This is a genomic window from Streptomyces sp. NPDC051738 (assembly GCF_044453205.1).
GTDB lineage: Bacteria > Actinomycetota > Actinomycetes > Streptomycetales > Streptomycetaceae > Streptomyces.
On sequence record NZ_JBITCM010000003.1, the window covers coordinates 299949 to 321387 of the forward strand.

Below are 21439 nucleotides of genomic sequence, written 5' to 3' on the forward strand. Positions count from 1 at the left end.
ATCAACAGGGCCCGAACCGGGTAATCGGGTCGTACAGATTCGGTGGAGATTACGGGCCCGAAACTTACTCAACCGTCAGTTTTCTGTCCGACCCTTCCCCATGTGAGCGCATTTTCCGGCCCTGACCAGTGCGTACCCGAGCGTCCGTCGGTTTCCGGCCCCCTCCCGTCCGAAAGGCGGGTGGGGTAGCTTTCACGGCGCTGAGCGGAGCGTCTGCCGAGGCATTCGGAGCGGGGAGCGGGGTTTGCGCGAGTTCACCAACCCTCCGTTGGCGTTGGCGCCGCCGGTGGGCGGCCTGGCCGACGTCGTGTTCGAGCATGCCCAGGATGACCCGCTCTATGTCGCCCTCGGACGCAAGGACGAGGGCGGGCAGTGGCGGGACGTCACCTCGGCCGAGTTCCGGGACGAGGTGCTCGCCCTGGCCAAGGGCCTGCTCGCCCGGGGCATCCGGTTCGGTGACCGGGTCGCGATCATGTCCCGCACCCGGTACGAGTGGACGCTCTTCGACTACGCGCTGTGGACCATCGGCGCCCAGGTCGTGCCGATCTACCCCACCTCCTCGGCCGAGCAGTGCTTCTGGATGCTGTACGACGCCGAGGTGTCGGCGGCGGTCGTCGAGCACGAGGACCACGCGATGACCATCGCCACGGTCATCGACCGGCTGCCCCGGCTGCACCAGCTGTGGCAGCTGGACTCGGGCGCCGTGCAGGAGCTGTACGACGCCGGCGCCCACCTCGACGACGACGTGGTCCACCGTCACCGGCAGGCGGTCACCCCCGACTCCGTCGCGACGATCATCTACACGTCGGGGACGACGGGGCGCCCCAAGGGCTGTGTCATCTCGCACGGCAACTTCATGTACGAGTCGGACACCGTCATCGAGCGCTGGGAGCCGGTGTTCCACTCCAAGAAGGGCGACGAGGCGGCGACCCTGCTGTTCCTGCCGCTCGCGCACGTCTTCGGGCGGATGGTGCAGGTCGCCGCGATCCGCGGCCGGGTCCGCTTCGGCCACCAGCCGCAGATGAACGCCGCCGCGCTGCTGCCGGACCTGGCCGCGTTCAAGCCGACGTTCTTCCTCGCCGTGCCGTACATCTTCGAGAAGGTCTTCAACGCCGCCCGCCGCAAGGCCGAGAAGGAGGGCAGGTCGGGCGCCTTCGAGAAGGCCGTCGAGGTCGCCGTGAAGTACGCGGACGCCGTGGAGTCCAAGGCGTGGGGCATCGGCCCCGGCCCCTCGGCGGGGCTGCGCATGCAGCACCAGCTCTTCGACAAGCTCGTCTACTCCAAGATGCGGGCCGCGATGGGCGGCCGGATCAAGCAGGCGATGACGGGCGGTTCGGCGATGGACCGGCGCCTCGGCCTGTTCTTCGCGGGCGCCGGCGTCCATGTCTACGAGGGCTACGGCCTCACCGAGTCGACGGCGGCCGCGACCGCCAACCCGCCCTATCGCACCCGCTACGGCACCGTCGGGCAGCCCATCCCGGGTATGACCGTGCACATCGCGGACGACGGCGAGATCTGGCTGCACGGCGCCAACATCTTCCAGGGCTACCTCAACAACCAGAAGGCCACCGACGCGTCCCTGCACGACGGCTGGCTGGCCACCGGTGACCTGGGCTCCCTCGACGAGGACGGCTACCTCACCATCACCGGCCGCAAGAAGGAGATCCTGGTCACCTCCGGCGGCAAGAGCGTCTCGCCGGGCGTGCTGGAGGAGCGCGTCCGGGACCACCCGCTGGTCGCCCAGTGCATCGTCGTCGGCAACGACCGCCCGTACATCGCGGCCCTGGTCACCCTCGACCAGGAGGCCGTCGAACACTGGCTGATGATGCGCGACAAGCCCCAGATGACACCGGCCCAGCTGGTCCGTGACGCGGATCTGGAGACCGAGGTGCGGCGCGCGGTGGTCGCCGCCAACACCCTTGTCTCGCAGGCCGAGTCGATCCGCACGTTCCGTATCCTCGCCCAGCCGTTCACCGAGGAGCACGGCCTGCTCACGCCCTCGCTGAAGCTGAAGCGCAAGGCGATCGAGAACGCGTACTCGGGCGAGGTGGAGGCGCTGTACAGGGCGTGAGGTGCGTGAGGTCGCTTCCGGTGGCATCGTTTCCGGAGAATTCGTTTCCCGCGGATTCTCCGGTCAGGAATGCATCGCGGCCCGTGATCGTTGACGATGGGCGTACCACCTGACGACAACCGTAAGGATCACAGGCTCGTGAGCAGCAAGGTCCCCCCGATCATCCTCAACAACGGCGTCGAGATGCCCCAGCTGGGCTTCGGCGTCTGGCAGGTGCCGGACGACGAGGCGGAGCAGGCGGTCACCACGGCGCTGGAGGCCGGGTACCGCAGCATCGACACAGCGGCGATCTACGGCAACGAAGAGGGCACCGGCAAGGCCATCGCGTCCGCCGGCGTCCCGCGCGAGGACATCTTCGTCACCACCAAGCTCTGGAACGGCGACCAGGGGTACGACGCCACACTGCGTGCCTTCGACGTCTCGCTGGAGAAGCTGGGCCTGGAGTACGTCGACCTGTACCTCATCCACTGGCCGCTGCCGGCCCGGGACACCTACGTCGACACGTACAAGGCCTTCGAGAAGCTCCTCTCCGACGGCCGGGTGCGTGCGATCGGTGTCTCCAACTTCCTTCCGGAGCACCTTGAGCGGCTCGTCGCCGAGACGTCGGTGATCCCGGCGGTCAACCAGATCGAGCTGCACCCGCACCTGCAGCAGCACGCCTCCCGCGACTACCACGCCGAGCAGGGCATCGCCACCGAGGCCTGGTCGCCGCTCGGCCAGGGCAAGGGGCTGCTGGAGGTCCCGGCGATCGTCGCCATCGCCCAGAAGCACGGCCGCACCCCCGCCCAGATCGTGCTGCGCTGGCATCTGCAGCTGGGCAACGTCGTGATCCCGAAGTCCGTGACGCCGTCGCGGATCAAGGAGAACATCGAGGTCTTCGACTTCAGCCTGGACGACGAGGACCTCGCGGCGATCAGCGCGCTCAACGAGGACCGGCGGATCGGCCCGGACCCGGCCACGTTCGACGTCGCCTGACACCCGCCTCGGTACGACCGTCCGCCCGCCGCTCGGCTGCCCGAGCGGCGGGCGGACGCGTACGGGCCGCTGCCTCGCCGCGTGAGGCGTCAGTCGCCGCCCACGGCCGCAGGCTCCGCGAACGGCGTCAGTCGCCGCGTACGTCGGTGTGGACGACCTCGAACTCCTCCAGCCCGGTCACGGTCACATGCGCCTTGGCCGCACCCTCGTGCCGGGCCGCAGCCTGGCCCGCGCGGGACGCCGCCAGGGACGCCTGGTCGACGAAGAGCACTCCGACCATCCCGCGCCCCCGTTCCCGGTCCACCAGCAAAGACGCCCGCGCCAGCCCCGGGAGGGTCTCGAACCTGGGGAGCACCGACGCCCGGAAGGTGTCGGCGAGCAGGTCGGTGTCCCTGGGGTCGAACTCCAGCCTGCTGACCCGCAGTCCGCCGCCCGCCGACGGCTGCCGGACCTGGTGGAAGACCAACGCCTCGTAGTTCTCGACGGCCAGTGTTCCGAGGAACGGGTCCAGCATCGCCGTCCGCCGCTCCCGCAGCACCTCGTCGCTGTTGCGCCGTGCCTCCTCCGTCTCCCACCAACTCGCCGCGAGCAGTTTTCCGAGCGTCCGGTCCACGAAGACACTCCCGCCGCGGTACCCCGGACGGTCCTCCAGCAGGTCCCGCCCCTCGGTGTTCAGTGCTCTGATGGCCGTGTCGATCTTCGTGGGATCGCCGGTCGTGTAGATGGCGCGTACGAACATGACACCTCCAGAAACCGGGCCAAGGTCCGACATCTCCGACACGACCAGTCTTCTACCGGGGTCATCGCGCCGCAATCAGCACCGAACGCAGGTAAGGAAACTTGCCTAACAGAAGGGCTTCATGTGCGCATCCGAACACTGACCCTGACCGCGGCCTCCGGCGCCGCGCTGCTGGCCACCGCGCTGCTCCCCGCGAGCGCCTCCGGCACGCCACAACCGATACCGCCCCTGGAAGCTCCGGTCAGCGCGGCCGACCTGCTCGCGAAGGTGGCCTCCTGCGCGCAGATCTCGAACGGCAAGTACCGCACCGACGAGCGGGCCACGGCCGCCACGATCCCCGTGTGCGGCAAGCACGGCGCCGTCTTCTGGAAGGCCGACATGGACATCGACTGCGACGGCCAGCGCACCGACAGCTGCAACGAGGACACCGACCCCTGGTTCCAGCCCGCCACGTCGTTCCACCAGTCCGACGGCAAGCCGCTGCGGTCCGACACGCTGCCGTATGTCGTCGTCCCCGGCATCAGCGATACCTGGGACTACTCGAAGGCGGGCGTCAAGGGCGGCAGTGTGGTCGCCGTCATCCACGACGACCAGATCCTGTACGCCGTCGTAGGCGACACCGGCCCCAAGGGGATCATCGGCGAGGCCTCGTACGCCGCCGCCGAGGCCCTCGGCATCGATCCCGACCCGGCCACCGGCGGCACCGACTCCGGCGTGACGTACATCCTCTTCAAGGACTCCCAGGTCACGCCCATCGAGAGCCACGACGCGGCGGTGTCGCTGGGCGAGCGGCTGGCGAAGGAGTTCATCCAGGCCAACTGAGAGCCGTAGCACGTCAGTTGGGCTGCCCGATCGGCCGTACGACGACGGTGTTGACGTCGACGCCGTCGGGCTGCCGGATGGCCCACACGACCGAGTCGGCGATCTGGTCGGCGGTGAGCAGATGCCCCGGCGGCAGGCTGCCGTAGCTGTCCCAGAACGGTGTCTCCACACGGCCGGGCGCGATCAGGGTCACGCCGACGCCCCAATCGGTGACCTGCCGCCGGGTGTTCTCGGCAAGCCCGGTCACCGCCCACTTCGTCGCCCCGTAGATGTTGCCCGGCCCATGCACGAACCCGGCGACGCTGCCGACGAGGACGATCCGGCCGCGGGTCTCCTTGAGGGCGTCGATGGCGGCGCGGATGAGCAGGGCCGGGCCGAGGACGTTGGTCAGCACCATCTCGGTCCAGCCGGCCGGGTCGCCCTCGGCGACCGAGTCGTGGGTGGCGAAACCGGCGTTGGCGACGACGGTGTCCAGTCGGCCGAAGGCCTTGAGCGTCGTGTCGACGGCCGCCTGCACGTCGCCGTGCTCCGCCGCGTTCCCGACGATCGTCAACAGGCCGTCGGGCTCCCCGAGTTCCTCGGCGAAGCCGCGCAGCCGTGCCTCGCCGCGGCCGGTGACGGCGACCCGGTGGCCGGCGTCGAGGAGCTGCCGCGCGACGGCGGCGCCGATGCCGCTGCCGCCGCCGGTGATGAGTGCGACCGGAGAGTCGGTCATGGTTACCCCCTGTATGTGTCGAACAGGGGGGGAGTAGATCAGCTGGAGCGCTCTCGAAGTCAAGGGCGTTCGCAGGTGCTGATCGGCGTCACTTCGTCCGCACCGCCGTGTACACCGTCTGCGCCGCGAGGACGAACACGTCCGGCCGGTGGTGGACGCTCGCCTTGTCGTCCGGGTCGAGGAGCCGGTCCAGGGTCGCGCGGTCGTCGGCGTCGAGGTGGTCGGCGAGCCCGTCGCGGGTGTAGGTCAGGGAGTCGACGATGTACGCGCGGGCGCGGTCCGTGGTCGGCGCGGGCAGGTCGAGGAGGAAGGTGCGGGTGCCGGTGGGCCGCAGGCCGGCGGCGGTGAGCAGGGCGGGCCAGTCCTCGGTCTCGGCGACGGAGCCGGACAGATCGGCCCGCATCGCGGCGAACCGCTCCTCCTCCAGGGCGTCGAGGCGGGCCTGGAGCCCGGGCCGCCCGAAGCCGAGGTCACGCGGGAGGAAGCGGGCCGGCAGGCCGCCTTCCTGCAGGGCCAGCGTGCCGCCGTGCGTGAGGCGGGCGGCGAAGGCGGCGAGGGCGGCGCGCTGGTCGCCCAGGTGGTGCAGGCTGCGACTGGCCCACAACAGGTCGGCCGGGTACTCCAAGTCGTCCAGGACACCCGGCAGTTCACCGGCGAGGGTGCTGAAGCGATCGGCGACACCGAGCCGCTCGGCGCGGGACCGGGCCCGTTCGAGGAGCGGCTCGGAACCATCCACGGCGACGACGCGGGCGCCCGGGAAGGTGTCCGCGAGCAGGCAGGCGACGACGCCGGGCCCGCTGCCCGCGTCGACGATCAGCCCCGGCTCGGTCTGCCGCTTGGCGAGCCAGGCCATGGCGTGCTCGAACAGGGGCGTGAAAAGCTCCGCCTGCGCCTCCAGGTGCGGAGCCATCTCGCTCCAGTCGATGTCGGTGTGGTCGTGGTGATGGTGACCGGCCTGGTGGTGTCCGTCGTGGTTTCCGTGGTCGTGCGCCATGCTCGCCAGCCTCTCCTTCGGATGGGGCCAGCGTGCGCCGACGCACCGGCGCGGGGCCACTGTCGTTGCCGTAACGGCAAAACGACAGCAAAAAAATGGGATGCGGGCACTGAGGCCCGTCACCCACGATGGCCCGATGGACGACGAGATGGTGGAGCGCTTCCTCGAGGACGGTTTCGTGAAGATCGAGGGCGCCTTCCCGCCACGCGTCGCCGAGCACTGCGCCCGGCTGCTGTGGCGGGAGACGGGATACGACCCCGAGGACCCGGGCTCCTGGAAGGACCCCGTGCACTGGGTGTACGACATGGCGCAGGGCCCGTTCGCGGCCGCCGTCAACACCCCTGTGCTGCACGAGGCCTTCGATGTGCTGGTGGGTGAGGACCGCTGGCAGTCGCGCTACTCGCTGGGCAGCTTCCCGCTGCGCTTCCCGCACGAGGAGGAACCGAACGACGCGGGCTGGCACATCGAGGGGAGCTACGCGCCCGACGGCGCCGAGCACCCGCACACCAACCTGCGCTCGAAGGACCGCGCGCTGCTCATGCTGTTCCTGTTCAGCGAGGTCACCGAGGCCGACGCCCCGACCCGCATCCGGGTCGGCTCACATCTGGACGTACCGCAGGTCCTGGCACGGTACGGCGAGACCGGCGCCTCCTTCCTGGAGCTGGGCCCGAAGGTGGCCGAGGCCTCGGCCCACCGCCCCCTCGCCCACGCCACCGGCGCCCCCGGCGACGTCTACCTCTGCCACCCCTTCCTGGTCCACGCGGCCCAGCCCCACCACGGCACCCGCCCACGCTTCATGGCGCAGCCGCCACTGCACCCGTCGGTGCCGTTGGAGCTGGAGCGGGCCGACGGCAACTATTCAGCGGTGGAGTTCGCCATCCGCCGGGGCCTGGCCAGAGAAAACTGACCAACCCCGGCGGACTACACGCCCTGAAGGGGCGCGGGGCTGCATCTATTTGCGGCTCCGCCGCGCGGGCGCGACCAGCCACAACGGACCAGCAGTCGCAGTCATCGCACTACGACAACGGCGGGTACGCGTTCTGCATCAACTGCTGGAACTGCGCCGAGAACCAGTGCCCGGACAGCGGAGCGTCCGGCAGCGACCCGGACATGTTGTTCCCGTTGCGCGGATTACCCGTATAGGTCGGGTCGCACATCCGGTCGAAGCCCTTGCCCTCGTCGTTCGGTATCTCCTGGCTGGCCCCGTCGGACTCACCCGGCGGCTTGATCCACACGTACGCGTCGATCCCGGCCGCCGGATTGGCCTGCGGCCGCTCGCCGATCCCGGCACCGGACTGGTTGCACCAGTTGCCGACGTGGATACGACGGTCGTAGCGGCCACCATTGATGTAGGTGTCGACGTCGGTGGTCGCCCCCGGGCCCGCAGGCCGCGCGCTGCCACCCCAGCCGTTCCGCGACGTGTCGATCAGCATGCCGATCCCGGAGTTGAACCCGGTGGTGACCAGCTGGTTGCGGAAACCCTGCGCGAAGGACAGCTCGTCGACGTACCGGTTCCAGTCGACCCACTTCGACTCGCGGACCGACTTGCCGCCCACGGAGTCGTTGACGGTGAAGTTGTTCTCCTTCAGGGCGCTGTAGTTGGCCGTGTTGGCGATGAAGCCGTGCACGTCGTTCACGGTGGCGCCCTCGGAGGTGGCGGCCTCCTTCATCACGGTGGCGCTGGCGGCGAAGTTGTCGTCCCAGCCGATCCAGCCGTGGTGGCCGGCGTCGATGTAGTTGTAGACGTTGGCCGCGTCGCCCAGCTTGTTGAGGGCGTAGCCGACGCCCTTCTGGTAGTTGCCGTTGGCCTTCATCACGTCGCACTGCGGGGTGGCCGTGGGCCGGCTGCCGGTGTTGGTGACGAGGTTCGGCAGCGAGTCGATCTCGATGGTGGTGACGATCCGCAGCGCGGCGTACTTCGGGTCGGCGAGGATCGCGGCGATCGGGTCGATGTACTCGGTCTTGTAGCGGCCGAGCTCCGTCGGGCCGAGTTCGCCGTTGGAGGCGAGGGCGGCGCAGTCCCGTCCCGGCAGGTTGTAGATGACCAGCTGCACGACGAGCTCGTCGGAGCCCTTCTGGGTCAGGGCCTCGTCGAGGTGGTCGCGCAGCCCCATGCCGCCGCCCACGCCGTTGATGGCGGCGATGCGGTCCAGCCACACACCGGTCGGCTGGTTCGCGACCCGGCTGCCGCCCGGCTCGGCGGCGGCCTTCGCGGACCACTCCGGGTTCACGTACACCTTGGCGCCGGAGTAGGGGTTGTCGACCTTGGGACCGGTCGGGTCGGGGTCCGGCGGATCCGTGGGTCCGCCGCTGCCGTCGTCGACGTTGCAGGTCACGCCGTCGAGGGTGAAGGTCGCGGGGATCGCGTTGGTGCCGCTGTACGAGCCCTGGAAGCCGAAGCTGACCGAACCACCGGTCGACAGCGTTCCGTTGTACGTCTCGTTGGCGGCGGTGACGTCGGCACCGCTCTGGCTGATCCTGGCGTTCCAGCCGCTGGTGACCTTCTGGTTTCCGGCGTACGACCACTTCACCGACCAGTTCGACTTCGCGCTGCCCTGGTTGGTGACCGTCACGGCGGCGGTGAAGCCGGTGTCCCACTGGTTCTGCACCTTGTAGTCGACGGTGCAGGGCACGGCGGCCGTGCCGATGTCCTCGGGGCCGGCCGCGGCGAGCGCGGTCCCCGAGGCACCGGCGACCAGCGCCAGGGCGGCGAGCATCGCTGTTCTGGTACGACTCATGAGTGCGGGTTCCTTCTTGGTTGCGGGTGCTGACGGTCCGTCCGTGCAGGGCGCGCAAGAGGCAAGGAGGAGGTGCCGACGACGGCTAAAAGTACTGAACACGGGGGGTGTCGCATGAGCGACTCCTTGCAGATCCGGCACGCCGTGGCGGACGCGTCGACTGATGGAATCGCTCCCACTGGTGCTTTTGAAGCTAGCGCCAAGTGACGGTGAAGGACAGGGGAGTTGCTGACTTTCGCTCAACTGAACTCATCGAATCTTTTCGACTCTTCAAGCACCTTGACCCCTTGCACCCCCGTCCTCACTATGGGAGCGCTCCCACTGGTTCAAGCCTTGACTTCTCCGAGCCGCAAGGAGGAACCAGCACGTGCATCCCCCACGCAGACGCAGTGCCGTACGACGGTTGTGGACGGCCGTCGTCGCGGCCCTGGCGCTTCCCTTGACGATGCTGAGCACCGGATCGACTCCCGCTCAGGCGGCGGCGGTTCAGTGCAGTGTCGACTACAAGACCAATGACTGGGGCTCCGGCTTCACCGCGGATCTGACGATCACCAACCGCGGTACGGACGTCATCGACGGCTGGACGCTGACCTACAGCTACGCGGGCAACCAGAAGCTCGGCAACGGGTGGAACGGCACCTGGTCCCAGTCCGGCCAGTCGGTCACCGTGCAGAGCGCCGCCCACAACGCGCGGATCGCCGCCGGAGCCGCGGCCACCACCGGCGCGCAGTTCACCTACAGCGGCTCCAACGCCGCCCCCACGAACTTCGCGATCAACGGCACGTCCTGCACGGGCGCCCACCAACCCCCCATCACCGTGCTGACCAGCCCGGCGGCGGGCGCCGTCTACTCGCAGGGCGACGCGGTCCCGCTCGCGGCCACCGCCGCGGCCGCGGACAACGCCACGATCAGCAAGGTCGAGTTCTACGACAACACCACGCTGCTGGGCACGGACACGACGGCGCCGTACTCGCTCTCGGTCTCAAGTTTGACCGTGGGCAGTCATTCGCTCCTCGCGAAGGCGTACGACAGCCTGGGCGCGTCCGCGGAGTCCACGCCGGTCGGCGTCACGGTCGCCTCGGGTCCGGCCGTGGTGGCCTCGCAGACCCAACTCCCCGTCCAGCAGGGCAAGACGGCCTCGTACGACGTCAAGCTGTCGACCCAGCCGTCGGCGAACGTGACCGTCACGACCACCCGCGCGAGCGGCAACTCGGGGCTGTCGGTGACCGGTGGCGCCTCACTCACCTTCACCCCCTCGAACTGGAACACCGCCCAGAAGGTGACCATCACCGCCGCCGCCTCCGGAACGGGCGCGGCCACCTTCGAGTCGACGGCGGGCGGGCACGCGAAGGCCGCGGTCACGGCGACCCAGATCGCGGCGACGAAGGCGTACGACGCCCGCTTCCTGGAGCTGTACGGCAAGATCACCAACCCGGCGAACGGCTACTTCTCGCCCGAGGGCATCCCCTACCACTCGGTGGAGACGCTGATCGTCGAGGCGCCGGACCACGGTCACGAGACCACGTCGGAGGCCTACAGCTACCTTCTCTGGCTGCAAGCCATGTACGGCAAGGTCACGGGCGACTGGGCCAAGTTCAACGGGGCCTGGGAGATCATGGAGAAGTACATGATCCCGACCCACGCCGACCAGCCGACGAACTCCTTCTACAACGCCTCGAAGCCGGCGACGTACGCACCCGAGCTGGACACACCGAACGAGTACCCGGCGAAGCTCGACGGGTCGGTCTCGGTCGGCTCGGACCCGATCGCGGGTGAGCTGAAGAGCGCGTACGGCACGGACGACGTCTACGGCATGCACTGGCTCCAGGACGTCGACAACACCTACGGCTACGGCAACTCGCCGGGCAAGTGCGAGGCGGGCCCGACGGACACCGGGCCGTCGTACATCAACACCTTCCAGCGCGGCGCGCAGGAGTCGGTGTGGGAGACGGTGCCGCAGCCGACCTGCGACGCCTTCAAGTACGGCGGTACGAACGGGTACTTGGACCTGTTCACGGGTGACGCGTCGTACGCGAAGCAGTGGAAGTTCACCAACGCCCCGGACGCCGACGCGCGTGCGGTGCAGGCCGCGTACTGGGCCGACAAGTGGGCCGACGAGCAGGGCAAGGGCGGTGACATCTCCGCGACCGTGGCGAAGGCCGCGAAGATGGGCGACTACCTGCGCTACGCGATGTACGACAAGTACTTCAAGAAGGTGGGCAACTGCGTGGGGCCCGCCGCCTGTCCCGCCGGCACCGGCAAGGACGCCTCGCACTACCTGATGTCCTGGTACTACGCCTGGGGCGGCGCCACCGACACCTCGGCGGGCTGGGCCTGGCGTATCGGGTCCAGCCACGCGCACGGCGGCTACCAGAACCCGATGGCCGCGTACGCCCTGTCCAACTACGCCGACCTGAAGCCCAAGTCGGCGACGGGGCAGGCGGACTGGGCCAAGTCGCTTGAGCGGCAGGTCGAGTTCTATCGCTGGCTGCAGTCCAGCGAGGGCGCGATCGCGGGCGGTGCGACCAACAGCTGGGCGGGCCGGTACGCGACCCCGCCGGCCGGGAAGTCGACCTTCTACGGCATGTACTACGACCAGCAGCCCGTCTACCACGACCCGCCGTCCAACCAGTGGTTCGGCTTCCAGGCGTGGTCGATGGAGCGGGTGGCCGAGTACTACCAGCAGACGGGGAACGCGGCCGCGAAGGCCGTCCTCGACAAGTGGGTCGACTGGGCGCTGTCCCACACCACCATCAACCCGGACGGCACCTTCCGGTTCCCGTCCACGCTCCAGTGGTCGGGCCAGCCCGACACCTGGAACGCGTCAAGTCCGGGCGCGAACAACGGACTTCACGTCACCGTCGCCGACTACACCAACGACGTCGGCGTGGCGGCCGCGTACGCCAAGACCCTGACGTACTACGCCGACCGCTCCGGTGACACCGAGGCCGCGTCCACGGCCAAGGCGCTCCTCGACGGCATGTGGGACCACCACCAGGACGCCCTGGGCATCGCCGTCCCGGAGACCCGGGCGGATTACCTCCGGTTCGACGACAGCTTGTACGTCCCGAGCGGCTGGACCGGCACCATGCCGAACGGTGACGCGATCAACTCGTCGTCGACGTTCGACTCGATCCGGTCGTTCTACGAGGACGATCCGGCGTGGTCGAAGATCGAGGCGTATCTGGCAGGCGGTGCGGCGCCGTCGTTCACGTATCACCGGTTCTGGGCCCAGGCGGACATCGCGTTGGCCATGGGTTCGTACGCGGAGCTTCTCGAATAGTCCCCGCCGGGCGCTCCGCGGGTTTGGCCGTGTTCGGCTGCGGGCCCGTCGTGGCTGGTCGCGCAGTTCCCCGCGCCCCTAAGGGCGTGGCAGGTCACGGCGTTTCCTCGGAACCGCCTGAAAGGTTCCGCGTGCGTGGTCTCGTCACCTGACGGCGAGGCCGATCCGCCGGGCGGCCCTCTCCCGCACTGAGGGTCGCCCGGCTACTCTCGCGAGCGATAGCAAGCGCTTGCCATCCCTGGATTCCTCTCCCCTCCCCCCACATCCCGGAAAGGACCCTCCGTGCGAAGAACCCGCATCCTCACGGCGGTGCTGGCGCTGGCGGCCGGCCTGCTCGCGGGCAGCCCGCCCGCGCTGGCCGCCGACGCCTCGAAGAACGTGTCGATCAGCGCCGACACCTACACCTGGAAGAACGCCCGTATCGACGGCGGTGGGTTCGTCCCCGGCATCGTCTTCAACCGTGCCGAGAAGAACCTCGCCTACGCCCGTACCGACATCGGCGGCGCCTACCGCTGGCAGGAGTCGTCGAAGACCTGGACGCCGCTGCTGGACTCGGTGGGCTGGGACGACTGGGGGCACACGGGCGTGGTTAGCCTGGCATCCGACTCCGTGGACCCGGACAAGGTGTACGCGGCGGTCGGGACGTACACCAACAGCTGGGACCCGGGGAACGGCGCGGTCATGCGCTCCGCCGACCGGGGCGCGAGCTGGCAGAGGGCCGATCTGCCGTTCAAGCTGGGCGGCAACATGCCCGGCCGCGGCATGGGTGAGCGACTGGCGGTCGACCCGAACAGGAACAGCGTGCTGTATCTGGGGGCGCCCAGCGGCAAGGGGCTGTGGCGGTCCACGGACTCCGGGGTGACCTGGTCGCAGGTGGCGAACTTCCCCAACGTCGGGAACTACGTGCAGGATCCGAGCGACACCAGCGGGTACGCCAGCGACAACCAGGGCATCGTCTGGGTCACCTTCGACGAGTCCACCGGGACGTCCGGGAACGCGACGCAGACCATCTACGTCGGGGTCGCCGACAAGGACAACGCGGTCTATCGGTCGACGGACGCAGGCGCCTCCTGGTCGCGGGTCGCCGGGCAGCCGACGGGATACCTGGCCCACAAGGGCGTCCTGGACGCGGCGAACGGCTACCTCTATCTCGCCTACAGCGACAAGGGCGGGCCGTACGACGGCGGCAAGGGCCGGCTGTGGCGGTACGCGACGGCGAGCGGCACCTGGACGGACATCAGCCCGGTGGCGGAGGCCGACACCTACTACGGCTTCAGCGGCCTGGCCCTCGACCGGCAGCGGCCCGGCACGGTGATGGCGACGGCGTACAGCTCCTGGTGGCCGGACACGCAGATCTTCCGCTCGACGGACAGCGGCGGCAGCTGGACGAAGGCGTGGGACTACACGTCGTATCCCAACCGCGCCAACCGCTACACGATGGACGTCTCGTCGGCACCGTGGCTGACCTGGGGCGCCAACCCCTCCCCGCCCGAACAGACGCCGAAGCTGGGCTGGATGACGGAGGCGCTGGAGATCGACCCGTTCGACTCGAACCGGATGATGTACGGGACGGGTGCGACGATCTACGGCACCGAGGATCTGACGAAGTGGGACAGCGGGAGCCAGTTCACCATCAAGCCGATGGTGCGGGGCCTGGAGGAGACGGCCGTCAACGACCTCGCCTCGCCCCCGTCGGGCGCCCCGCTCCTGAGCGCCCTCGGCGACATCGGCGGCTTCCGGCACACCGACCTCACCAAGGTGCCGTCGATGATGTTCACGCAGCCGAACTTCACCACGACGACGAGCCTGGACTACGCCGAGTCCAACCCCAACACGGTGGTACGGGTCGGCAACCTCGACTCCGGCCCGCACATCGCGTTCTCGACGGACAACGGCGCCAACTGGTTCGCGGGGACCGACCCTTCGGGTGTGAGCGGTGGCGGTACGGTCGCGGCGGCGTCGGACGGCAGCCGGTTCGTGTGGAGCCCGGCCGGGACGGGTGTGCAGTACGCGACGGGCTTCGGTACGTCGTGGCAGGCGTCGAGCGGGATTCCGGCGGGCGCGACCGTGGAGTCCGACCGGGTCGACCCCAAGACCTTCTACGGCTTCAAGTCCGGGAAGTTCTACGTCAGTTCGGACGGCGGCGCGACCTTCACGGCGAGCTCCGCGAGTGGCCTGCCCAGCGGTGACAGCGTCCGGTTCAAGGCGCTGCCCGGGGTGAAGGGTGACGTGTGGCTGGCGGGCGGTGCGACGGACGGTGCGTACGGGTTGTGGCACTCGACGGACGGCGGCGCGAGCTTCACGAAGCTCTCGGGCGTCGAGCAGGCCGACACCATCGGCTTCGGCAAGGCGGCGACGGGAACGTCGTACCAGACCCTGTACACCAGCGCGAAGATCGGCGGCGTACGCGGCATCTTCCGCTCCACCGACAAGGGCGCGACCTGGACCCGCGTCAACGACGACGCCCACCAGTGGGGTTGGACGGGGGCGGCGATCACGGGTGACCCGCGGGTGTACGGGCGGGTGTACGTGGCGACGAACGGCCGCGGAGTCATCTACGGCGACACGTCGGACACGGGCGGCGGAGACGGCGGCGGCGAAACCGACCCCACACCGACCGGCGCCTGCGCGGTGACGTACAAGCTCACCAACCAGTGGTCGGGCGGCTTCCAGGCGGACGTCCAGCTGTCCAACACCGGCTCAAGTGCGTGGAACGGCTGGTCCCTTGACTGGTCCTTCACGGACGGGCAGCAGATCTCCCAGCTGTGGAACGCCGAGTACACGCAGTCGGGATCGGCGGTGACCGCGAAGAACGTGGGCTGGAACGGGAACGTGGCGGCCGGTGCGTCCGTGGGCTTCGGGTTCACGGGGAGTTGGTCGGGGGCGAACGGGAAGCCGACCGTGTTCAAGGTGGGTGAGCAGAGCTGCACGGTGGCGTGAGGACGAGGGTCCCGTAGGACGGGCGGCGGCGCTCCGAGCGGGCGACCGCCGCCTGTGGGATGTCAGAATGCGGGCGGCACACCCGGGTCTTGGCGCCGGGTGTGCGGGTCGTCCGGCTCCGGCGGCTGCCGCCGGAACGGAAGGCTGTCGCGGATCTGGTCGGGGCGCGACCAGACGCGGTAGTCGGCCGGCCTTACCTCACGCCTCGCGGGTTCGGCGCGATGGAACTCCTCGACTCTGAAGTCACCGACGAACACAAGGTCTTCCAGCATGCGCTCCGACTGCTCGGGGCCGAGGTGCTCAGCCGCTCCCTCCGCGCCCCAGCGCAGCAGGTGCTCGGCGGCTCGGGCCAGCCCGTCGGCGGAGGCTCCCGGGAAGGCCAGCGCCAACGATGCCCGGACGATCTCCACGGCGTCCTCGGAACGCACGGTCACCGCCGCCTTTCACATACGATGCAGTGGCCCACGCGCGCTGTCACCGCCAGGGTGAGACGCGCCGTCCCCTGCGCCTGCCGCAGGCCCTCATGGCGGTCGACATGAGCGTACTGCTGGGTGGAGAGCATGTCCCTGATGAAGACCTCCCAGTGGTCCTGGGCCCGGTCCCAGTCGTTGCGGTGCGCGATCCGCACCCACACGTCGACGAAGTACTGCTGAGGGACGGAGCCGTGGAAATACGGCCGCAGGTCGTCGATCCGCCCCGGAGGTTTCAGCCGCTGCCCCAGGGTGCGCTGCCGGAACAGTGTCTCGGTGGAGATCGACTTGGCACTGCTGATCCGCGTGGCGATCACATGTCCGGCGACCCCACCGATGATGGCGGGGACCAGGAGCCAGCCGATGAGGGACGAAGCCCACAGGGAGAATCGCTCGGGAGGTTCGATGAGGGTGAAGGCCTTGTAGACCTCGCTGGGTGACGTGGACCGGGCGGCATAGACGTAGAGCACCGCCGCACCGCCGAGCAGGGGTGTCCCCCAGTCGATCAGCCACTGGGTGATGCCCTTCAATGCCTTCCGTGAACGCCAGATCCGCCGGAACCGCCGGTAGGTACCGGGTTTCGCAGGCGCCAGTTTCAGATCCGGTGGAACCGGGATGGGCCCAGTAGGCAAGGAGTCCCCCGTACGCACGCGCGAACAACGGCGCGCCCCACCGGAGCCGGCTTCGTTCGGCAGAACACGCGAAGGCTGATTCTGCATCACATATCACGCGGACATCCACCTGTTCCGGACAACAGGCCATGCTGAACACCGAGTTCGTGGGTGGTGGGTGCGTGCTCCGATCCGCACGCACCCACCATGGCTCACGGCGTGTAGACCGTCGGCCGGGGTGCCGTGCCCATGCCGTTGCCGATGAAGAAGCTCGGGTGCGGCGGCTGGTTGTATGCCGTGTTCTGCCAGGCGAGGCCCGTGCGGTACATCGTGTCGTGGAGGAGGGTCGTGATCTTGGTGGTGGTTTCGGTGGGGGTCGAGTAGATGCGCAGGGCGGTGTTGCCCGAGGTGCGCCAGATGACCTCCTCGCGCCAGTCGCCGAGGATGTCGCCGGACAGGACGGGCGTGGCCTTCGTGCCGTTGTTGGAGGAGACACCTGAGCCGGTCAGGAGGCGGGTGTCGGAGGATGTGCCGTACTTGTCGATGCGGGTGCCGTCGAGGAGTTCGCGGACGGTGTCGCCGTCCCACCAGGACAGGAAGTTGACGGAGGACGGCTCGCGGCCCTTGGTGGCGCCGGCCTCGTCACGGATCGAGGTGTCGGAGGCGGACCACACCTCGGCACCGTCGTTGCCCGCCCAGATGTCGCCGGCGACTCCGCGGCCGTTGTCGCAGCAGGCGGCGAGGGACCAGTTCACGGTGCCGTTCGCCGGGTTGATGTACACCTCGGCCGGCTGGGACGTGGACTCCGAGACCTTGAAGTACTCCAGGCCCCCACGCGCGGGGTCGAGGTCGCCCAGGTGCTGGGCGTCGCCATGGCCCGTCTTCGTGGTCCACAGGCCGTTGCCGTTGTCGTCGACGGCCATCGAGCCGTAGACGATCTCGTCCTTGCCGTCCCCGTCGACGTCCCCGACGGACAGGCTGTGCGAGCCCTGGCCGTCGAATCCCTTGCCGGTGTTGGTGGAGGAGTTGGTGTCGAAGGTCCAGCGGCGCGTGAAGCTGCCGCCTCGCCAGTCCCAGGCCGCGATGACCGTACGGGTGTAGTAGCCGCGGGCCATGATGAGAGAGGGGCGTGAGCCGTCCAAGTAGGCGGTTCCGGCGAGGAATCGGTCGACCCGGTTGCCGTAGGAGTCGCCCCACGACGCGACCGAGCCGCGAGCCGGGACGTAGTCCACCGACTGCATCGCCTTGCCGGTCTGGCCGTTGAACATGGTCAGGAACTCGGGGCCGGACAGGATGTAGCCGGACGAGTTCCGGTGGTCGGCCGACGAGCTGCCGATCACCGCGCCCGTGCCGTCCTTCGTGCCGTCGGCCGTCTTCATGGCGACCTCGGCCTTGCCGTCGCCGTCGTAGTCGTACACCTGGAACTGCGTGTAGTGCGCGCCGGAGCGGATGTTGCGGCCCAGGTCGACGCGCCACAGCCGGGTGCCGTCGAGCTTGATGCCGTCGACGAACGTGTTGCCGGTGTAGCCGGACTGGGAGTTGTCCTTGGCGTTGGTGGGCTGCCACTTGAGGACGATGTCGAGGGCGCCGTCGCCGTCGAGGTCGCCGACGGAGGCGTCGTTTGCCTCGTAGGTGTACGCCACTCCGTCGGGGGTCGTGCCGCCGGCCGGTGCGCTGATGGGGACGTCCTTGTAGCCCGTGCGGAACTGGACGGCGTGCACCGAGTCGGCCTGCTCGACGCCTCCCACGATCGCGCGGACGGTGTAGTCGGCCTGTTCGGGGGCGCCGGAGTGGAAGTAGTTGGTGGAGCCCGTGATCGGGGTCGAGTTGACCAACGCGCCGGCCCGGTAGACGTTGAAGGAGACGTCGTTCGGGTCGGTGCCCAGCCAGCGCCAGCTGACCAGGTTGCCGCTCGACGTGTGGACGCTGACCACGCCCCGGTCCAGCTTCTCGACCTGGCGGGCGGTGGCGGCCATGGGGGCCCCTCCCGCGCGAGTCAGTTCGAGCGTGGGGGACGCGCCGACTCCGTTCAGGGTGGTGAGGCCTGCGCCGACGAGTGCGGCGGTGGCGCCGAGCGCGGAGAGGACGAGCCTTCGTCTGCGGTGCTTGTGCGGGTGCTGCACGAGACGTACCTCCTGGGAGGACGGACGGATTCCGAATCCTCAGTGGTCGCCGGGCACCGCGAAGTTGCCGTATCTTCCGGCCAGTTCGGCCGCGGTACGGGCGATCCGCGCCCGCAGCTCCGGCGGCTGAAGCACCTCGACGTCCGTGCCCAACCGCAGGAACTCGCCGTACGCGTGGTCGACGGACTCGATGGGGACCACCGCCTGGGTCCAGCCGTCGGAGTCGGTACGGCCGTTCGCGGCCACGGCACGGGCGAGCGGCCCGGTGAGCGCGGCTCCGGGTGCCAGCCGTACCACCGCCTCCGCGCGGTACAGGCGGTCGTGGAAGTCCCGCTGGTACGCCGTCCAGTACGCGGCCAGGTCGAAGTCACCGGGGCGTTCGAACTCCTCGTCGGACGTGGCGAGTTCGAGGATCTGGTCGACACGGAAGGTGCGCGGTCCGGGGCCGGCGACGACGTACCAGCGGCCCGCCTTGAGGACCAGACCGTACGGCTCCAGGCGGCGCTCCACGTCCGTGGGCTCGCGCCAGCGCCGGTAGACGACGTTCAGCACACGGCTGTTCCACACCGCGTCGGCGACCGCCGGGAGGTACGGGGCCTCCTCGCCGTCCGCGTACCAGCCGGGGGCGTCCAGGTGGAAGCGGCCGCTGATCCGGTCGGCGTGGGCGCGCAGCTCCGCGGGGAGGGCGGCGCGGACCTTGAGCTGGGCGGCGGCGAGCACCGAGCCGAGGCCGAGTTGGGCGGCCGGACCGGGGACGCCCGCGAGGAACAGCGCCTCGGCCTCGTCGGCGGTCAGCCCGGTGAGGCGGGTGCGATAGCCGTCCAGCAGCCGATAGCCCCCGGCGTGACCGGCGTCGCCGTACAGCGGCACACCGGCCGCGCTGAGCGCGTCGACGTCCCGGTAGACGGTGCGGACGGACACCTCCAGCTCCTCGGCGAGCTGGGCGGCGGTCATCCGGCCCCGGGTCTGCAGGAGGAGCAGGATCGAGACGAGTCGGCTGGACTTCACTGCCACATGGTGTCAGTGAAGAGGTCCTAGCGTGCCGTCATGAGCTTCACCGAGAAACTGCTGACGGTGCCGCCGCCGATCGAGGTAGCGGGTCGGCACATCAAGCGCTACCACGTCACCGCCGACCCGGCGGGCATCGCGCCCGAGGTGGAGAAGGCGGCGTACGCGATCCTGCCCGAGCTGCTGCCGGAGGCGGACGGCACTCCCCCGGCGACGTTCGTGGTCCTGCACCGGGGCGGTGACGACGGCGCCTACCTCAACGCCTACAGCTGGGTGTGGGACAACGTCCTGCACTTCAAGGGCGCGTCGGCCGGGCAGCCGGTGCTCGGCTGCCCGGACAACGACCCCACGCACTTCATCACGCCCGACCTGCCGTGGATCGGCTGCGTCTGGGAACTCCCGCCGATCCTGCACGAACGGGACGCCTGGGTGCGGCATCTGCTCGCGCCCGAAGTCCCGGACCTCAAGGCCTACTTGGCCGATTCCCTGCCCGAAGGAACCACAGGAGACCGCGTCGCTGCGCTGTCGTGAGCCGAACAAATGCCGGGGCGATCTGTCGCGTGACCGTCGCTGGGGGCCGCGCCCCCAGACCCCCGCTTCGGCCTGAACGGCCTCGTCCTCAAACGCCGGACGGGCTGGGATACCGCTGACCGGCACCGAGAGGGCCGACTACACCTTCCCGCAAGTTCTCGGCTCCGCCAGAACAGGGAACCTCCATCGGCAAGGACGTACGCGTGCGCTTCGTCTGGTCCGGCATCTCCGCCACCACGGCCCGCTGGGAGCAGGCGTTCTCCCTGGACGGCGGGGACACCTGGGTGTCCAACTGGGTCATGGAGTTCACCCGGGCCATGGAGTTCACCCAGGCTTCCGGAACGCGCGGAGCGTGAACACCGGGTCCGGGCGGGGCCGGTCCTGGTCCGGGAGGCGGGCCAGCCGGGCGGCGAAGTCGTCGGCGCGCGCGTCGCCGGGCGGCAGGGTGACGAACCAGCCCCGGCGCAGGTCGGCGATCGTGCGGCGGGGGCTGCGGCCCTGACCGCGGCCCGTGAAGCCGGCCTGCCCGGCCGGGACCAGGCCGTGGTCGAGGGCGTACGACGCGACGAGCGCCGCCTCGTCCCGGGCCGGTCGGCGCGGGCGGGACGCCATGACGGCGTCGATGTCACTGCCCACGTTGTGGGCGGCGGCCTTGTCGACCGTCGTGACGTAGACCCCGCCGGGCCGCAGCATGCGCGCGCACTCACCGACGGTCCTGCGCACGTCGTCGTCCGTTCGGGCCAGGTGCAGCAGCCACACACTGCTGACGGCGTCGAACCGGCCGACCGGGAACGGCAGCCGGCGGCTGTCGGCCAGCACGACGGCGCCGGGCATACGGGCGGCGGCCTGTCGGGCCATGCCGGGCGCGAGGTCGACGCCGGTCACGCGCAGGCCGTCCCGTCCGGCGGCGAGCCGGCGCGTCACGATGCCGGTGCCGCAGGCGACGTCGAGCAGGCGCCGGGTGCCGTCCGGCAGGAGGCCCAGCACCGCCTCGGCGGCGGCCTGCGCCCTGGGCTCGCCGCCGCGCGAGGCGTCGTACCGCTCTGCTTCCTTGTCGTAGTCCAGCACGCGCGTCAGTGTGCCCCGTGACCAGGGGCGAGCTCCTCGATTTTCCGGGCGAGCAGGAAGTCCCGCTTCGTCACGGCGCCCACGGTGTGGGTGTTCACGGTGAGGGAGATCGTGTTGTAGCCGAGGGTGAGGTCGGTGTGGTGGTCGAGCTCCTCCTGGACCTGGGCGATGTGCACGACCATCGCCGTGGCCGCGAAGTGTGAGGGGAGCCGGTAGGAGCGTGCGATGCGGTCGCCCTCCTGCGACCAGCCCGGCAGCTCCGCGAGCCGGTCCTCGATCTCCTTCTGCGACAACGGTTCGAGGGGCATGGCCTCGCTCCTTCCTGCACGGGAGGGCTACGGGAGGTTCGTC

General features: G+C 69.6%; 18 protein-coding genes. 8 read left to right on the top strand and 10 right to left on the bottom strand.

Annotated elements, in window-relative coordinates; all coding sequences use genetic code 11:
* Positions 1-244: 244 nt before the first annotated feature.
* Together ACIA8X_RS09185 and ACIA8X_RS09190 are read left to right on the top strand one after the other, a co-directional pair.
* Positions 245-2071 carry an AMP-dependent synthetase/ligase gene (locus tag ACIA8X_RS09185; RefSeq protein ID WP_393444886.1) on the top strand — a complete coding sequence of 609 codons (1827 nt, stop codon included), beginning with the start codon at positions 245-247 and terminating at the stop codon, positions 2069-2071.
* A gap of 138 nt (positions 2072-2209) precedes the next feature.
* Positions 2210-3046: an aldo/keto reductase gene (locus tag ACIA8X_RS09190; RefSeq protein ID WP_393444888.1), complete on the top strand. Its 837-nt coding sequence runs from the start codon at positions 2210-2212 to the stop codon at positions 3044-3046.
* Between the two features lie 127 nt (positions 3047-3173).
* On the opposite strand, the gene ACIA8X_RS09195 is transcribed toward ACIA8X_RS09190, so the two are convergent.
* Positions 3174-3785: a hypothetical protein gene (locus ACIA8X_RS09195; protein WP_393444890.1), complete on the bottom strand. Its 612-nt coding sequence runs from the start codon at positions 3783-3785 to the stop codon at positions 3174-3176.
* A 123-nt stretch (positions 3786-3908) separates the two neighbouring features.
* Between ACIA8X_RS09195 and ACIA8X_RS09200 the strand changes: the two genes are divergently transcribed.
* Positions 3909-4607, top strand: coding sequence for a glycoside hydrolase family 75 protein (locus ACIA8X_RS09200; protein ID WP_399458104.1), 699 nt, complete (start codon positions 3909-3911; stop codon positions 4605-4607).
* Positions 4608-4620: 13 nt separating this feature from the next.
* On the opposite strand, the gene ACIA8X_RS09205 is transcribed toward ACIA8X_RS09200, so the two are convergent.
* On the bottom strand, positions 4621-5322 hold the full coding sequence (locus ACIA8X_RS09205) for an SDR family oxidoreductase (protein ID WP_393444894.1): 702 nt from the start codon (positions 5320-5322) through the stop codon (positions 4621-4623).
* A gap of 88 nt (positions 5323-5410) precedes the next feature.
* Positions 5411-6316: a class I SAM-dependent methyltransferase gene (locus ACIA8X_RS09210; protein ID WP_393444896.1), complete on the bottom strand. Its 906-nt coding sequence runs from the start codon at positions 6314-6316 to the stop codon at positions 5411-5413.
* A 136-nt stretch (positions 6317-6452) separates the two neighbouring features.
* On the opposite strand from ACIA8X_RS09210, the gene ACIA8X_RS09215 reads away from it, so the two are divergent.
* Positions 6453-7223, top strand: a complete 771-nt coding sequence (locus ACIA8X_RS09215) for a phytanoyl-CoA dioxygenase family protein (RefSeq protein ID WP_393444898.1) — start codon at positions 6453-6455, stop codon at positions 7221-7223.
* 109 nt (positions 7224-7332) lie between these two features.
* Here the strand turns inward: ACIA8X_RS09215 and ACIA8X_RS09220 are convergent, their stop codons facing one another.
* On the bottom strand, positions 7333-9054 hold the full coding sequence (locus ACIA8X_RS09220; protein WP_399458105.1) for a glycoside hydrolase family 6 protein: 1722 nt from the start codon (positions 9052-9054) through the stop codon (positions 7333-7335).
* 367 nt (positions 9055-9421) lie between these two features.
* Between ACIA8X_RS09220 and ACIA8X_RS09225 the strand changes: the two genes are divergently transcribed.
* Positions 9422-12337, top strand: a complete 2916-nt coding sequence (locus tag ACIA8X_RS09225; RefSeq protein ID WP_393444902.1) for a glycoside hydrolase family 48 protein — start codon at positions 9422-9424, stop codon at positions 12335-12337.
* 282 nt (positions 12338-12619) lie between these two features.
* Positions 12620-15277, top strand: a complete 2658-nt coding sequence (locus tag ACIA8X_RS09230; RefSeq protein ID WP_399458106.1) for a cellulose binding domain-containing protein — start codon at positions 12620-12622, stop codon at positions 15275-15277.
* A gap of 62 nt (positions 15278-15339) precedes the next feature.
* Here ACIA8X_RS09230 and ACIA8X_RS09235 read toward each other — a convergent pair whose 3' ends face one another.
* The 4 genes from ACIA8X_RS09235 to ACIA8X_RS09250 form a co-directional block, all read right to left on the bottom strand.
* Entirely contained in the window at positions 15340-15711 is a 372-nt protein-coding gene (locus tag ACIA8X_RS09235; RefSeq protein WP_399458107.1) for a hypothetical protein, read from the bottom strand.
* On the bottom strand, positions 15708-16277 hold the full coding sequence (locus tag ACIA8X_RS09240) for a DUF6313 family protein (RefSeq protein ID WP_393444908.1): 570 nt from the start codon (positions 16275-16277) through the stop codon (positions 15708-15710). Before ACIA8X_RS09240 ends, ACIA8X_RS09235 begins: the two co-directional genes overlap by 4 nt.
* A 293-nt stretch (positions 16278-16570) precedes the next feature.
* Positions 16571-18481, bottom strand: a complete 1911-nt coding sequence (locus ACIA8X_RS09245; RefSeq protein WP_399458108.1) for a rhamnogalacturonan lyase — start codon at positions 18479-18481, stop codon at positions 16571-16573.
* A 39-nt stretch (positions 18482-18520) separates the two neighbouring features.
* The gene (locus tag ACIA8X_RS09250) at positions 18521-19489 is read right to left on the bottom strand and encodes a helix-turn-helix transcriptional regulator (protein ID WP_399458109.1); all 969 of its coding nucleotides are present in this window, start codon (positions 19487-19489) and stop codon (positions 18521-18523) included.
* A gap of 39 nt (positions 19490-19528) precedes the next feature.
* On the opposite strand from ACIA8X_RS09250, the gene ACIA8X_RS09255 reads away from it, so the two are divergent.
* Together ACIA8X_RS09255 and ACIA8X_RS09260 are read left to right on the top strand one after the other, a co-directional pair.
* Complete coding sequence (locus tag ACIA8X_RS09255) at positions 19529-20020, top strand: hypothetical protein (RefSeq protein ID WP_393444914.1); 492 nt, start codon at positions 19529-19531, stop codon at positions 20018-20020.
* 203 nt (positions 20021-20223) lie between these two features.
* Positions 20224-20376 (top strand): hypothetical protein, encoded by a 153-nt coding sequence (locus ACIA8X_RS09260; RefSeq protein WP_399458110.1) that lies wholly within the window; start codon positions 20224-20226, stop codon positions 20374-20376.
* Here ACIA8X_RS09260 and ACIA8X_RS09265 read toward each other — a convergent pair.
* Together ACIA8X_RS09265 and ACIA8X_RS09270 are read right to left on the bottom strand one after the other, a co-directional pair.
* Positions 20345-21088, bottom strand: coding sequence for a class I SAM-dependent methyltransferase (locus ACIA8X_RS09265; RefSeq protein ID WP_393444919.1), 744 nt, complete (start codon positions 21086-21088; stop codon positions 20345-20347). The two genes, ACIA8X_RS09260 and ACIA8X_RS09265, sit on opposite strands and share 32 nt — an antisense overlap.
* 5 nt (positions 21089-21093) lie before the next feature.
* Positions 21094-21396, bottom strand: a complete 303-nt coding sequence (locus ACIA8X_RS09270; protein ID WP_393444922.1) for a 4a-hydroxytetrahydrobiopterin dehydratase — start codon at positions 21394-21396, stop codon at positions 21094-21096.
* Positions 21397-21439 lie beyond the last annotated feature (43 nt).